Source organism: Acidobacteriota bacterium (assembly GCA_003225175.1).
Taxonomy (GTDB): domain Bacteria; phylum Acidobacteriota; class Terriglobia; order Terriglobales; family Acidobacteriaceae; genus Gp1-AA112.
The window spans coordinates 1-14,270 of record QIBA01000026.1; the positions used below are offsets into that span (position 1 = coordinate 1).

Sequence of the window (14,270 nt, forward strand, 5' to 3'; positions counted from 1 at the left end):
ATTCGATCACTACTTCGCGACATATCCGCGCGCCACGAACCCCGGCCATGAGCCGTTGTTCAAGGCGAAAGATGGCACACCGTCGGTGAATGGGTTGACCCGATTGTGAAGTTGGTGCGACAAGCCGTTTCTCGATACTAATCCGTCCAAATCTGAAAACCTCCCAGCGCGAAGAAGTCCCGTTACGCTAGGCGTAAACTGACGGTCGAATCAGCCTTCGCTGGATCCGCCGCCTCCGCTACGTGCTGGGACCGCGCGACCTTGCAGACAGCCTGCGGCTGACGGAATGTGCGTTATCCTGCGAGCCTCACAGAAAGGCACACGCACAGAATCTCACGAGGAGAATATCCGATGAAGCCAAATGCCGTGTTGGTGGTCACGTCTCTGCTCTCGATCCTCTTGCTGACACTTCACGTGACGGACGACATCGTCCGTGGGATATCGAAGGCCGAGTCCTCCAACATCGCGCTGCTCGTCCTCACGGTATTGCTATATGGGACACTCGTGCTCGCCGAACGGCGATCCGGGCACGTCATCATGCTGCTCGTCGGATTGTTCGCGGCGGCCATGCCCGTGATGCACATGAGGGGGGTTCATTACCCGGAGATCGCCAAGTCCACCGGCGGCTTCTTCTTCGTCTGGACACTCTGGGCGCTCGGCGGGCTTGGGGGCGTCACCATCATGCTCGCGGCGCGCGGACTGTGGAATCTGCGAAGGCGCTAGCCCCAGTAGTCCAACAACCCGAACGTGGAAAGGCCCGTCGCCCGGCGCAGGGGAACACCCGCCTGCTTTGCACTCCTGGGAAGTCCACCTAGTGAATGACGGGCTAACCGGAAATAACGGAATCACTTGCAGTTTGCCGACAATCGACCAAAGGAAACGATCAAAGCAGTTTTCGTGAGTGTAATCGCGATTTCACGCTCGTTATTGAGGCGCGCTCGTGTTCATAGACAACATCTCGGCAAGGGCGACTTGTTCCGAAGTACCCCGAATCACGAGGACGTGACGAGATCGGATTGCGTCAGTACACGGCATATCCGCAGTCGTGCGCACCCTATTGTTGAAGTTTTGTAGCTCCGGCATCGAGAGGTCGGGCAGGTACATAGCCTTGATGTAGCAGGTGGTCAGTTCGCAAATCGTGGATGCCGCTTGCGGGTGCTGACCTAACATTCGCTCCGACTGGGCAGTTCCCGACAAGCGACCTTGAGCTGATAAACGAGAACTGAAGTCCGATCATGGCCGCCAGACGACCGTAAGTTCTCCAACACGCTCAATAGCTTTTCAGCGATAGCGAGTTGCTCGGGAGTGCCTTTGAGCGCGATTGCGTGGTCGGACGGCTTCGGCTCAATGCTCGTGAAATCCACGACTGTGCGAAACGTGTTCACCACTTCCTGTAATTCAAATGGCGTGGAGAAGTCGGGCAAATTCAGGACCTTGCTTATGCAGGTGTTCGACTCACAATCGGCTCTTGGCGTAGTCGGCACCGGCGTCTTTTTTTCAGGCTCCTGAGCGAGCACCGCAGACGCAAGAAACAGCACTGCTAGTGAATCCGCGAACCCACGACCCCATGCCTTGCTCATAAGAATCCTCCGCTTGTAGTCGATCAGTCCCGAGTCACTGGCAACTCTGACCTTACGCTACACCTATGAGATTCCCGGTTCGACAAATCAAACCGACCTAGGGTGATGTCGAACCTAAATCATGGGGAGTGTCCAGCAGCTTGCTGACAGCCCGTTCAATTTCTTCACGACTGACCTTCAAGGCGGGATTGGTGTCGAGCTTGTACTTCTCGCGCAACTCCTTCAAATTGCCACGCTCCCTGCGTTCTTCATCCAAACAAAAGCGAGCCTTTTCAAATTCATGGTTCGCTATGGAAGCCTCCAATCTCTGCACGATGATCCGAATACGCTTCTGAACCTCGACGACCTCTTCTGGCAATGATCCTCGCTCCAGCTGGGCAGCCGCGCCTGCCTCGTCAATGACATCGACCGCCGCACCCGGTAGACATCGCGGCTTGATGTACTTCCTGGCGCAGATAACCGCATGGGTAATGGCGTCGTCAGTGTATGAGACATTGTGGAATTTCTCGTAAGTGTCCTTGATGTTGCGCAGCACCGTGATGGCGCTCTCTTCGCTGGCGGGAGCGATCTCGATGGGTTCAAAGTATTCCGCAAGCCAGTGGTCCTCTGCCTTCAGCTTGGCGAATGATGCCGGAGTGGACGTGCCGATGCACTGAATCTTGCCCGCCATGATCGGTCGCTGCAGCAGCTCGGTCACGTGAATCGAAGATAGGGGAGCAATTCCACCGCGCCGGTCATGCATCTGGTTTACAAAGAAGATTGTCCCATCCTCTGCTGCCGCTGCCAGGGCGTGATCGAGCCGATCGTGCCATGAGCCGTCCTTCTCTAGAACCCGAAGTGGAGGCAGATCGAGGACGACGAGGGCCTTTCCTTCGAGCGTTTGAGGAATATTGCCATCTGCGATGCGGCGAGCAAGGCCGCCTACGATGGTCCTCTTGCCCACGCCGCGTTCACCGATCAACACTGGGTTCTTTCGAGTGAAGTGGCACAGAAGCTCGATGAGCCGATCCAGTTCCTGCTCGCGGCCAATCAACGGCTGAGTTTGGTCCATCAGATCGCTGAGATAAGGCTGGAGCTCTTCGAGCACGGGAGGCCGGCTTTGCACTTGGATTGCTTCCTGCGGCCGCCGCGCAAGTTCTTCGCGGACCTTGCTCAATCGGAGGCCCCGTTCCATCAAGATCTGTGCTGCGAAGCTTTTCTCCTCGCCCAACAGCCCAAGGAACAGGTGCTCGGTGCCAATGTGCTTGTCGGAGTGGCGCTCCGCTTCCTCTGCCGCATACGCCAGCACACGTTTGGACTCGTTGCTTAGAGGAAGATCGACAGAGGTAGGAAGGCTCTCCCGCACAGTGGTTTGGCTCTCGACTTGTCTTCGAATAGTCGCGGTTGCGGAGCGCAGGAATCGATTGCCCAGTGCTTTGTCTTCGCGGATGATCCCCAGAAGCAGGTGCTCGGTCTCGATGTAGGGAGAACCAAACTGAGATGCTTCATAACGTGCGAAGAAAATAACCCGACGAGCTTTTTCCGTGTATCGCTCAAACATGGCCAGCCTCCGAGAAAAGGCGAAGTCTAAAGATATCGCGTCAGTGGCGTCCATTAAGCAAGGACGACTAATTGCGCAAAATGGGAATTCCAGAGACCGGTCTCAATGATGTCGTCGCCATGGTTTCGAGAAGTCCTTTATTCTTTCGTTGCGGCACTCTTAGTCTTTTGAGATCAACTGGTGCGTTACTTGGCACTTGTCGAGTTACGGGCAACTCGGAACTTGGCCACAACTTTGTCTTCGGTCCTGCTCTATCGCAAAAGAGTCACTCCTCTCTCAGCGCCTTATTTGGGTCAACTCCAGCTGCGCGGCTTGCTGGAATCCAGGATGATGCTGTCGCGATCGCGAAAAAGAGCAGCATCATGGCCATAAATGTGAGTGGGTCGGTGGACTTCACGCCGACGAGCATTGTCGTCATCAGTCGCGTGAGCATCAGTGCAGCGATGACGCCGATCACAACTCCGATTGCGCTCAAACTGAGGCCCTGGCCTACGATAAGACGGAAGATGCTCTGGCGTCCGGCGCCGAGGGCCATACGCACGCCGATCTCAGATGTGCGTTGGCGCACTGCGGTCGAAAGCACGCCGTACAGTCCGACTCCGGCGAGCACTCCCGCAATGACCGCGAAGACGCCGATCAGGAGCAGCGAGAATGTTGTTTGCGCCTGGGCATGGTCCACCAACTCGTCCACCGATTGCAGGTTCGTGATCAGCAGGCGCGGGCTCACGTCTTTTATCGCTGCGCGCACCTGGCGCGCGTAGCCTGCAGGATCACCGGTAACCCGCAGTGCCCACGAGTTCACAGCGCCAGGTCCGACGTATCCGTCGCTGAAGTAAACTTGCTCGCGTCCAGGCACCGCCAGCGAAGTCTGCCGCACATGTCCGACGACGCCGACAATTTCCATCCACTCCGGCTCCGGCGTCCTTACCCGGATGAGGATCCGCTTGCCCACTGCAGACTCTCCAGGAAAAGCTTTCTTCGCTAGAAAGTCGTCGATGATGATCAGCCGGCGATCGGGCGCGTTATCGGCATCGGTAAAGGTGCGTCCGGCGAGCAGCGGCGTACGCACGGTTTCGAAATATCCAGGCATAACGATCTGGAAGTCCGCTGCCTGAAACTTGCTCGGATCGGAGAGAGCCTCTCCCTTTCCCCAGCGAATCGGAGAATAGCCACCCGCTAAGGGAAACGGAAAAGAGCCGGTGACGCTCTGCACTCCGGGGATTGCACGCAGCCGGTCCTCGACCTGGTGAACGAAGGCGGCATTGGCTGCGGGCGTGGTGGCGCCGTTGTTGCCATTGAGGACGAAGGTGAGCAGGTTGCGCGAGTCGAATCCGGGGTTGATGCGCTGCAATTCAAGGAAACTGCGGAACATCAGCCCCGAGCCCACCAGCAGAACAAACGAGAGCGCGACCTCGGCTGTTACGACGATGTTGCGCATCATGCTGCCAGTGCCGAGTCCGGTGTTGCGACCGATGCCGCGCAGCACGTTCATCAACCGCGGACGCGATGCGCGCAGTGCCGGAGTCACGCCGAAGAGAATCGCCGCCGCGAGTCCCGCGAGCGCAGTGAAGGCGAGCACCGATGTGTCGATGGTTATGGTATCGAGGCGCGGCAGGTCGGCGGGGGCGAGCGAGCGCAGCTCCTTGATTCCGGCCCAGGCGAGCGCCAGCCCGCCGAGCGTCCCCCCGGCGGCAAGCCACATGGCTTCCGCGAGGATGGGCGACATCAGTCTCCAGCGATCGGCTCCGAGCGCGGCACGGACGGCGAGCTCGCGATTGCGCAGCGAGGCACGGACCAGCAGAAGATTGGCGACGTTGGCGCATGCCACGAGCAGCAGAAAAATGACTGAGCCCATGAGCGCGAGGATTGCGGGGCGGGCCTGGGTCACCATGTGCTGACGCATCGGCTCGACACGGATGTGGTAGTCGGCAGTGCCCAGAATGGGAAACTGAGCGCGCTCCGAAGCGGCCACTTTCTCCGATTCGGCCTGCGCCTGCTCCGGTGTGACTCCGGGGCGGAGTCTGGCCACCGCGCGTATGGAAACGCCCATGCGTTGCGCGGCGTCGTAGCCCAGGCGGTTCGCGATCCAGATGTCGGGTGCGGGAAGTATCTGAGTCTCGGGCGGAAAGTACAGCTGGAAGTGCGGCTGGAGCACACCAACAATGATCGGTGTCGGTGCTTGTGGTCCGGCCACCGACATCGAGCGTCCGACAACGGAGGGATCTCCGCCATACCGACGCTGAAAGTACTCGTAGCTCAGGATTGCGTGCGCCGGCAGCCGGGGTGGAGGAGGTCCCTGCTGCTGCGCGCCAGGCGGCGCGGGAGGATTCGGGATGGCGTCGTCATCGTTGAAATCGCGGCCGTAAGCGACGCCTCCGCCGAGGAGGCGGAAGAAGTTGATCGTTACCACCGCCGCGTTGGTCTGCTCGGGCGTGCCGTCCTCGCGTTGCAGCGTGAACGGAAAAGTGAAAACCCCGGCAAGATCATCGAAGACGGACTTGGTGCCTTCGCGCAGATCGATGAAGTCGGCATTCGAAAATGGGAAATCGCGGACGTTGCGTTTGCGCAGATCGCTGCATGCCACCACCAGGCGGTCGGGATTGCGGTAAGGCAACGGCCGCAGCAGCACCGCGTTGGTCACACTGAAGATGGCAGTGCTGGCTCCAACTCCCAACGCAATGGTTAGCGCCGCCGTCACGGCAAACACCGGGCTCTTGCGCAATACACGCGCTGCCACTGTCAGATCGTGAAAATCCATCCCAAGCCTCCCGAAACGCTGCACTCGTACAGGTGTGCAACGTTAGTACAAGGAGAGATTCCAGGGCAATTCCGGTGAACCTTTCCCATTTAGGCATGGAGGACACCGACATTCGGCCCAGACGTGAACACTTGGAGGGCGGGTACGCTGTCAGCTCCAAGTATGCCGTATCACGGGCTAAGCGGAAGTTAGCCGGGTGTCGCACGCGCTTTGCGGCTGTTGATTTTCATGCTTGCGACACCTAAGAAGTGGGTTCTATAAAAGGCGATGTCAAGAGCAAACACATCTCCCGAACACATCGGAGAGGAGTTGCTTGGCATCGCCCTATATAGAACCCGCCAAACTCCCATTTTGATCTCACACTGTGGGCACTGTGTTTGTTCCGTTTTCGTGACGCGCTTCGGCGTGTGCTCTAAAAGCTAACGACTATTTGATCTTTCCTGTCGTTTTCGCTTGTTACTGAATCTGGAACAACAAAGATCGATTTGAGAGCGGTTCAATATTTAATTTGACACTGACAAGTGGTCGTTTTAGAGTCCGGGATCAATGATCGGTAATGGTGCAGCACCTGTCTCACAGCTTTGCCACTGCGAGTCACAGATAAGTAATTCTGTGCGCATCTTCCAAAAACTTCATGAAATCAAATAATGTTGGAGACAACAAAGATGAAACGCATTCTCGCCATTCTGGCCGGATCGGTTCTCTTCGCTACCTTTGGCTCACTCTGCTCGATCAGGGCAGCCGCGACGCAAGGGTCGCAGACATCGACCTCGAATAACTCTGGCGAGGGCACTGAACCAGTGGTCGATTTATCGGCATCCTCAAATGAAACCGAAACGCCTACTCGCCACGCCCGATCTGCACGTCACAACAATCGCCACGGTCACGAACTAACAGAGCTTCCACCCGGAATAGAACCGTATCCCGAAATCACTCACTGGAATTCCGGCTTACCGGCTTTACCAGTGCAACAGAGTGACACCATCGTAGTCGCGACGGTCGAAAGCTCACAGGCGTTTCTCTCCGCAGACAGGCACTCCGTCTACTCTGACTTCGGTCTGATCGTGGCTCGTGTACTCAAGACCACCGGCATTGCTGTCACTCAAGGCCAAACAATTACCGCTGAACGTACTGGAGGAGCAGTTAAGTTTCCATCAGGTAGGATCACTCGGTTCCGAATTCACCAGCAAGGGTTTCCCGAACCAGCGCGTCAGTATCTTTTCTTTCTCAAATCGCAGCCAGAATCAGCGGATTTCTACATTGTTACTGGGTATGAATTGAACTCGGGCAAAGTACAGCCTCTCGACGGTGTTGGTTTTAACAAAACTGAGTATTCTCAGTTCGCGCAATATCAAGGAGTCGAGGAAGTGAGTTTTCTCTCTCAAGTCGTACAGGAGATCAATGCGGAGCCGGGTGCCGCACGCTTTGCGGCTGTTGATTTTCATGCTTGCGACACCTAAGAAGTGGGTGCCGCATCCTATTGCGGTTTTCAAAACGGTGCGCTGACGATGCACGTCGTCGATCCGATTTGCCCATTGAAGCATGCTGCGAGACTCGATCCAAAAAGCAAATCAACGGCGTCGTAATTCCACCAGTTCCCATTTGCGCACCCTGCGAAACCCATCGCAAAGTGCGGCACCCGCTGCTTATGTTGCAGGCAAAAAGATAAAAACAGGGTACGCCACCCGCCCGAATCTCCCGGGATTCAATCGCGAAGACGTTCTCTCGAAGCCACAGCCAGTCACGATGTTCGATAACGTCTCTGAAGAGACCATTCGGACGTTTCTCGGCTTATCCTACCAATTAGTAAATGATTGGCGTTCAAGCTTAGTCGCCCATCAAACAGCCTGACACGCGAGTCACTCCTAGGAGCGGCGGGGGGCTGGGAAAAAGGTGGGCCGCCCGTCATTCACTTCAGCGCGAACGAGTTCGTTGTTTGAAACGATGCTCTCATTGGCAATTCGCGATAGTTGGAGAAACGCAGGCCATCGAATGTGACTTGCGTCCGGTAAGCACGTTCCCGTTTTGGATTACTGAGCACGACCGGTGTTCCAGGACAAAGATCGCTAAAGCGCCACTCGCCTGCGCCCTCCTTGCTTGTAAGCGTAATGTTCAAGTAGTGCAATGGCACAATGCCGAATTCTGCAGGGTCAGGATCTGCGTCGTAGGCCCAGTCGCGGACCAGGTCGCCGGGCTTTGGCTTTGCTGCGCCCCTCCCCATCACCGAGCACGTAAGCTTCGAGGCATCTGCAGTTACCAGCAGGGAGGATGGCCCGTGCAGCGGCGCAATGCAGCGAACGCTGCGAAGATCAATTCCGTGTTCCGTGCACGTGCCTGCTTCGGCAATCGAAAATTCGCCATCGGGCACACTGAACTCTCGACGGTTCGCGTCGCGAAACCTGGTAACCGCAAACGAGATCGTCACCGTTGCCGGCGCTCCGTCCAGGCGTTCGTAAATCTGTCGCGGCAGCTTGAACGACATCTCAATGATTCTCGTTTCGGGGAAGAGCTCCCTCCCGTCGGTGTGCCAGCCGCTGTCCCAATTCACCTCGTGCACCGATCCTACTCTGACCAGCACGCCGTTAAATCGTACGATCTCATCGGAAGCGATGCCGGAAACGGCTAGTGGGAGGCGAATTGTTACTTCGTCTTTCTCTGGCGAGATGAAGCCTACCGTTGCGCCCGAACGGGCCGGCATCAGCGTCAAATCAAACCCCGGCCGCTCGCCTTCGTTCAGAGCCGGCCAATTGTTGGCAACGATACTGCCATAAGGAGTAACCGCCAAGATGAGGAGAAGTATTCCACCCAGGCCGACGATGAGCCATCGCGCCGTGGCAGTTCTTCTTCTCGCATATTGCAAGACGATAATCGCGACAGAGACAGCGACAAAGAGAACAGCGCTCAGCACATCTGACGAGCCCGAGAAGCTGGAGCTCGGAATCTTGTCGCTGAGATATACCATGCCGGCCATGTAGAGAGCGACGATCAGGAAGGCCAGCAACGACTGCGCCAGTGTTGCTGTCACGCTCACCAGCGCCAAAAAGGGAAGGATCAGCATCACGAGTAACCCAAGCTGCATCCAGAGCAAGCCTGCAAAATAATGATGTGGAGGGAAACCGGCGCGCCAGAGCAGGTACACGTCGAGGAGGAACAGTGGCAGATTGATCAAAGCGAATACAAAAAGAAATTTTGCTGCGAGCAGTTTCGCCCATTCGTACGGTCGCGTAATCCAAAACTGGCGGTCGCCGACGAGCGACTCGGCATGCACAGCCCGCAGTATCAGGAACGCCCACGCGAACACGAGCAGCGCCGGGGCCATCCTCGACCAGAACTCGATGGTGAAGAAGCCGCCCACGCCAAAAGTCCGGGCGCCGAGTTCTCCCGTTGTCCAGCTATGTATCTCGTTCCACCCGACCGAGATGGTGAGTAACAAACAGACTCCGGCTTCCCACCGATGACGTCGAAGATCTTTGAGGAATATGTGCCAGGCTTGTCGCATCAGTTCCGCTCCTCTAGCGCAGGTTTGCCGTGGCTTTTCGCCATTGCTATAAAGATCGAACGGAGCGACATGGGACTGAAAGTCACATCCCGTGCCTTACCTAGCCGCTGTTCGATATCGGAGCTGGTTTTCTCGGCGTTGAGTTCAGAGTTGGTACTACATCGAATACAGCTTCCACGCTGCGAAAGCGCTCGACCAGTGTAGTGAGTTCTTCGGATAGGCGTAGTTGTCCGTTTTCGAGGTAGCCAACGTGGGTCGCAAAGCTTTCTATCTCTCCCAAGTCATGCGAAGAAATGAAAATTGTGGATTCCGCGGCGCGCTCCACCAGGCTTTGAATAAGCTGGTCGCGGACGAGTGGATCGAGACCGGTGAACGGCTCATCGAGAACAATCAGCTTCGGGTGAAAGGCCAACGCGCTCGCGAGAACCGCCTTCATCCTGGTTCCGCGAGACAGAGTGCGCAGCCGGCGATCGAGCGGCAAATCGAATTGCCGTGTGAGTTTGTCCTCCAGTTGGCGGTCCCAGGTGGGGTAGAACGGACGCAGGAACGCGAGAAAGCTGTCCGCTCGCATCCAGTCTGGGATTTGCTGGTTATCCGAGACGTAGCCGATCGATGCGAGGTGTGTTCCGCGAATCTGTCTGGAATCGAGACCGAGCACCTCGGCTCGCCCGCTGGTCGCGCCGAAGATATTCATCAACAACTTAATCGTCGTGGTCTTGCCAGCGCCGTTCGAGCCAACGAGGGCGTAAATGGCTCCTTTGGGAACGGTAAGATTTAAACCCCGCAGCGCTTCGGCCTTCCTGAAGCGCTTGACTAAATTCTCGGTGCGGATCGCGTCGTCCATGGCCGGGTGGCACACCCTATTTTCGTCACGCTTTTAACTCGGTAGTTGATACTACGCTGTGCCGGGTGCCGCACGCTTTGCGGCTGTTGATTTTCATGCTTGCGACACCTAAGAGGTGGGTGCCGCATCCTTTTGCGGTTTCAAAAGGGTGCGCTGACGATGCACGTCGTCGATCCGATTTGCCCATTGAAGCATGCTGCGAGACTCGATCCAAAAACCAAATCAACGCCGTCGTAATTCCACCAGTTCCCATTTGCGCACCCTGCGAAACCCATCACAGAGTGCCGCACCCGCTGCTTAGATGTTGCAGGCAAAAAGGTAAAACAGGGTACGCCACCCGCCAGGTGCCTGCATCTGAGCAGCGCCCAATCCCAGCAAAGGCAAGCGACCGAGCTGTTCGAGAAGTTGTCGTCGCAACGTGTTCTTTTCCCTCCGATTTCAGAACTGAAAACCTGCGGTAATGTACACCACACGACCGTAAGTTCGTTCCCTGATGTAGACTTTGCCGCAATCCCATCTTGAAGTGATCTGAACCTTCAGTTGTGGAGGGAGAAATGAGGCTTCGCTCCTACCTGGCGCTTTCCGCGTTATTCCTTGCTTTGCCAACAATTAATACGAAAAATTCTGTCGCCGCGATCTCTCAGGTGAGTCCTTCGCAGGCCCAAATCACCATTCTTTACGATGCCTTTGGCCAGAATTCGCGAATGCAAAAGGATTGGGGCTACGCAGCTCTTGTTGAATATGGGGGTAAACGAATTTTGTTCGATACGGGAAACAACCCTAGAATCCTGGCTGAGAATGCAAAGGCAAAGGGAATCGATCTAACAAAACTGGATTTTGTTGTGATGTCCCACCGCCACGGCGACCACATGGGCGGATTGAGCTATCTCTTAGGCGTGAATCCCAAAGTGACGATCTATGCTCCGAAGGAGAGCTTCGGCGTGTATGGCGCAGATTTGCCCAGTAGTTTTTATCGCAAGGACACATCGCTGCCGCCGGAGAAACGCTACTACAGCGGTGCGCCACCCGAGGTTATGCATTTTGGCTCTGCTTGGCCTGACGTGAATTTTCAGTTGATCGATAAGAACACGGAGATCGCACCGGACATTCACCTAGTGACGCTAGTTTCGGACAAGCCCGGCACACTCGAATTGCGGGAAGTATCGCTAGCCATCAACACTCCAGAAGGACTGATCATTATTGTCGGGTGCGCCCATCCCGGTATCGAGAAAATTGCCGAATCGGCGAGCACGATCAACCCGCACATTCACTTCATAGTCGGAGGCTTACATCTAGTCGTAACACCAGATCCGGAGATCGAGAGGATCGTCACTGGGCTGCATGATCGTTTCAAACTGGATTATATTGCCCCGGGTCACTGCACGGGAGAACCGGCCTTTGCTGCCCTTCAGAGGGCTTTCGGTGGTCACTACGTTTACGCCGGGTTGGGAGCCACCCTGAAGCTGCCTGCTTCTTCCCAGGACGGACAGAGACACTGACCAGTGCTCCCTTTCAGCTCGGCCAAAATTTTCCATGTAGCGGTTGAGGTATGGTGAACAGCAGGTGAGGTGCTTGCTAATTCGTCGTCCCGATCTGGAATGGGATGCTCGGGGCGGACGGCGAACTCTTTCCCGTTCTGGGATCAACTTAGCCGATCGATAAGGTCCCGTCTCTGCGCGACCCTTTTGACTTATCGCACCGTACTCAGCCCCGTCGAGAGTTGTCGAGCGAATTTCGCATCGCATTCGGGATTCAGGTTCTCTTCTTCGTCGCCGGGTGTCGCGCGCTTTGCGGCTGTTGATTTTCATGCTTGCGACACCTAAGAAGTGGGTGCCGCATCCTTTTGCGGTTTTCAAAAGGGTGCGCTGACTGCACGTCGTCGATCCGATTTGCCCATTGAAGCATGCTGCGAGACTCGATCCAAAAAGCAAATCGACGCCGTCGAAATTCCACCAGTTCCCATTCGCGCACCCTGCGAAACCCATTGCAGAGTGCGGCACCCGCTGCTTAGATGTTGCAGGCAAAAAGATAAAACAGGGTACGCCACCCACTCCAAAGTCAGTGAAGTGCTCGGCACGAGACGCAAGAAAACCCGCGGAGCATCGTAGCGTCAGTTTGCATTTTTCAGACCATTGCCAGCCCGTAATCAAGAACGGCGCAAGTTGGCGTGTTTTCCGGCGGTGGATTTCGCCTCTTCTGGCGGTACACTGCTGCCCTGCCCACATGGTTGCCGGATCGCAGCACGGTGGTTCGATGCAATTGCCCGCAGAGGCAAAGATGGTCGTGTGCGTGTCTTGGATCGCCGAACTAGCCAAGACTCGCGAACTACTGCTGCGTCAGGCAGGGTATGAAGTCAGGAGTGTGCTCGGACGGCAAGCGCTCAGCAAATTACACGAGGTCACCAGCGCCAGTCTTTTGATCCTCGCCCACTCCGTTCCGATAGTAGAAAAGCTCGAAGCCCTGACTCTGTTCAGGGGCAATTGCAGCGCCCCGGTTCTCTCGCTCTTGAGGCCATACCAGTCCGCACTGCCCGGCGTCGATTATGCGGTAGAGGCATTCGTGCCGCGCGAGTTTCTCGATGCCGTTGCCACAGCTACGTTTCAGGGTCGCACGAGCTGGACGGTGGGCTGCAGGAACTGTGACATGATTTTTGAGATAAAGGAAGACTTGGTCGCCTTGCCTGATGGACAGCAAGAGTCGATTGCGCTGCAATGTGCTTATTGCAGCGCTACTGCCGATTACCAGAAGCGCGAATTCCGCCGAGCCCCCACACATTCATGAAATCCTGACTAGGCGGCGGGAGCTGCTATGCCCAACCCCTGGCTCAACATTTGAGTCCATAGGCTGCGGTGGCCGACCCTGTTTCCCGTTTTGGTTTTTGCGTTAGACTCCCATGTAACGGGGTGGCCCATCCTCGCGCGCCGTTCGCGAGGGTGGGATTCGAGAATGTGCGGAACTCCGTTTTTGATTTCGTGCTCAGCGAGAAGCGACGCTATAACCACAGCCCACAGCCGCCTTGCGCCCGGCTCAGGTAAGGGCACGGATTTATCCGTGCCGTTATAGGAATTCTTCTTTTTCTTTTCCGCTTTAGCCGCTGAGCCAAAAGTTTCGTTCAGAAGGAACATGAGACCTCAGCCGCTAAAGCGCAAAACAAAAAGGCTTGCGCTGTGACGGCACGGCTGAAGCCGATGCCCTTCCCTGAACCAATTCTTATTAACGACAGAACTGAAGTCGTGCCTTTCCCTGAGGCTCGTTCCCATTCCCTGAACCTCATGCCCTTCCCTAACGCTCGCCGGCTGACCGATCCTTTCACCTTCTATTCTTGTTTCAAACTCATCAACAGGGCACCCGAGTTGGACGGCAAATGGGACGGACGAAGCGAAAGGGAGAAGCGAGCCACTCGTCTCATAGAGTCCACTCGGCTTTCGTCTGTCCGGAGCGGCCATCGCTCATCACCGAACCTGCCTCAGCACCGAACTTGGTTCGGTGCTACCACGAGTCAAGATTGCGAGTCAACGAAAAATGTCATTTTGGAACTCAGGCGGCTGTGGGAGAGTGCTTGTCGCAATCATCCGACGTTGGCGCGAGCAACGGATTGCGAATTTCAGAATTCACTGCTTATTCACTGTTATTCACTGTTCTTGGTGGCCGGGAAAAAACTCGAATTTCCATAATCCCTGACGCTGCATGTGGTTGCGCGGAATTGTCCGTTGCTCGCCACCTTTTTGCAAAACAATTCGCTGTTAAATTCGCTGATAAATTCGCTGTTCCGCGCACAGCAGTGAATTAAGCGACGCTCACGCTGAATCCGTCGCTCTACTCGGAATTGTGGACACTTCATCCCAATTTGGGCGACAGACGTTTTACATTTACGAGACAGACTCTCCCAATTGCGCTGCCGAGGTGAAGCTTTACGCAGCCATCGTCTATCGCCGACGGTTCAGCAATCGCTCGAGATTTCGCCGCAGGAGTTCTGAACTGACGGGCTTGCTCAGATAAGTCGTGAACCCGGCGGAGACGATTGCATCGTGGTCCTGCGTGCCGAATCC

Annotated in this window: 12 protein-coding genes; 5 read left to right on the top strand and 7 right to left on the bottom strand. The window is 56.1% G+C overall.

The window, feature by feature from the left end; all coding sequences use genetic code 11:
- Positions 1–351: 351 nt before the first annotated feature.
- Positions 352–723, top strand: coding sequence for a hypothetical protein (locus DMG62_00950; protein ID PYY24864.1), 372 nt, complete (start codon positions 352–354; stop codon positions 721–723).
- Between the two features lie 201 nt (positions 724–924).
- Here DMG62_00950 and DMG62_00955 read toward each other — a convergent pair whose 3' ends face one another.
- From DMG62_00955 to DMG62_00970, 4 genes are all read right to left on the bottom strand, one after another.
- A complete protein-coding gene (locus DMG62_00955) occupies positions 925–1,170 on the bottom strand; it encodes a hypothetical protein (GenBank protein ID PYY24865.1) in 246 nt (81 codons plus the stop codon).
- A complete protein-coding gene (locus DMG62_00960) occupies positions 1,164–1,580 on the bottom strand; it encodes a hypothetical protein (protein ID PYY24866.1) in 417 nt (138 codons plus the stop codon). The genes DMG62_00955 and DMG62_00960 overlap by 7 nt, the downstream gene beginning before the upstream one ends.
- A 97-nt stretch (positions 1,581–1,677) precedes the next feature.
- Complete coding sequence (locus tag DMG62_00965; protein PYY24867.1) at positions 1,678–3,174, bottom strand: hypothetical protein; 1,497 nt, start codon at positions 3,172–3,174, stop codon at positions 1,678–1,680.
- A gap of 211 nt (positions 3,175–3,385) precedes the next feature.
- Positions 3,386–5,878, bottom strand: coding sequence for a hypothetical protein (locus tag DMG62_00970; GenBank protein PYY24868.1), 2,493 nt, complete (start codon positions 5,876–5,878; stop codon positions 3,386–3,388).
- 665 nt (positions 5,879–6,543) lie between these two features.
- Here DMG62_00970 and DMG62_00975 point away from each other — a divergent pair.
- Positions 6,544–7,338 (top strand): hypothetical protein, encoded by a 795-nt coding sequence (locus tag DMG62_00975; protein ID PYY24869.1) that lies wholly within the window; start codon positions 6,544–6,546, stop codon positions 7,336–7,338.
- Positions 7,339–7,787: 449 nt separating this feature from the next.
- Here the strand turns inward: DMG62_00975 and DMG62_00980 are convergent, their stop codons facing one another.
- Positions 7,788–9,377, bottom strand: a complete 1,590-nt coding sequence (locus DMG62_00980) for a hypothetical protein (GenBank protein ID PYY24870.1) — start codon at positions 9,375–9,377, stop codon at positions 7,788–7,790.
- A gap of 100 nt (positions 9,378–9,477) precedes the next feature.
- A complete protein-coding gene (locus tag DMG62_00985; protein PYY24871.1) occupies positions 9,478–10,221 on the bottom strand; it encodes an ABC transporter ATP-binding protein in 744 nt (247 codons plus the stop codon).
- Between the two features lie 554 nt (positions 10,222–10,775).
- Between DMG62_00985 and DMG62_00990 the strand changes: the two genes are divergently transcribed.
- Positions 10,776–11,720 carry an MBL fold metallo-hydrolase gene (locus DMG62_00990; protein PYY24872.1) on the top strand — a complete coding sequence of 315 codons (945 nt, stop codon included), beginning with the start codon at positions 10,776–10,778 and terminating at the stop codon, positions 11,718–11,720.
- 724 nt (positions 11,721–12,444) lie between these two features.
- Positions 12,445–13,002, top strand: a complete 558-nt coding sequence (locus DMG62_00995) for a hypothetical protein (GenBank protein PYY24873.1) — start codon at positions 12,445–12,447, stop codon at positions 13,000–13,002.
- A gap of 8 nt (positions 13,003–13,010) precedes the next feature.
- Here the strand turns inward: DMG62_00995 and DMG62_01000 are convergent, their stop codons facing one another.
- Complete coding sequence (locus DMG62_01000; protein ID PYY24874.1) at positions 13,011–13,346, bottom strand: hypothetical protein; 336 nt, start codon at positions 13,344–13,346, stop codon at positions 13,011–13,013.
- A gap of 434 nt (positions 13,347–13,780) precedes the next feature.
- On the opposite strand from DMG62_01000, the gene DMG62_01005 reads away from it, so the two are divergent.
- Positions 13,781–14,011, top strand: a complete 231-nt coding sequence (locus tag DMG62_01005) for a hypothetical protein (GenBank protein PYY24875.1) — start codon at positions 13,781–13,783, stop codon at positions 14,009–14,011.
- The last annotated feature ends 259 nt before the right edge of the window (positions 14,012–14,270 follow it).

Excerpts from the sequence above, each read along its gene's own strand:
- DMG62_00950 (PYY24864.1), top strand. The coding sequence starts at position 352 with ATGAAGCCAAATGCCGTGTTGGTGGTCACGTCTCTGCTCTCGATCCTC.
- DMG62_00955 (PYY24865.1), bottom strand. The coding sequence starts at position 1,170 with ATGTTAGGTCAGCACCCGCAAGCGGCATCCACGATTTGCGAACTGACC.
- DMG62_00960 (PYY24866.1), bottom strand. The coding sequence starts at position 1,580 with ATGAGCAAGGCATGGGGTCGTGGGTTCGCGGATTCACTAGCAGTGCTG.
- DMG62_00965 (PYY24867.1), bottom strand. The coding sequence starts at position 3,174 with ATGGACGCCACTGACGCGATATCTTTAGACTTCGCCTTTTCTCGGAGG.
- DMG62_00970 (PYY24868.1), bottom strand. The coding sequence starts at position 5,878 with ATGGATTTTCACGATCTGACAGTGGCAGCGCGTGTATTGCGCAAGAGC.
- DMG62_00975 (PYY24869.1), top strand. The coding sequence starts at position 6,544 with ATGAAACGCATTCTCGCCATTCTGGCCGGATCGGTTCTCTTCGCTACC.
- DMG62_00980 (PYY24870.1), bottom strand. The coding sequence starts at position 9,377 with ATGCGACAAGCCTGGCACATATTCCTCAAAGATCTTCGACGTCATCGG.
- DMG62_00985 (PYY24871.1), bottom strand. The coding sequence starts at position 10,221 with ATGGACGACGCGATCCGCACCGAGAATTTAGTCAAGCGCTTCAGGAAG.
- DMG62_00990 (PYY24872.1), top strand. The coding sequence starts at position 10,776 with ATGAGGCTTCGCTCCTACCTGGCGCTTTCCGCGTTATTCCTTGCTTTG.
- DMG62_00995 (PYY24873.1), top strand. The coding sequence starts at position 12,445 with ATGGTTGCCGGATCGCAGCACGGTGGTTCGATGCAATTGCCCGCAGAG.
- DMG62_01000 (PYY24874.1), bottom strand. The coding sequence starts at position 13,346 with ATGTTCCTTCTGAACGAAACTTTTGGCTCAGCGGCTAAAGCGGAAAAG.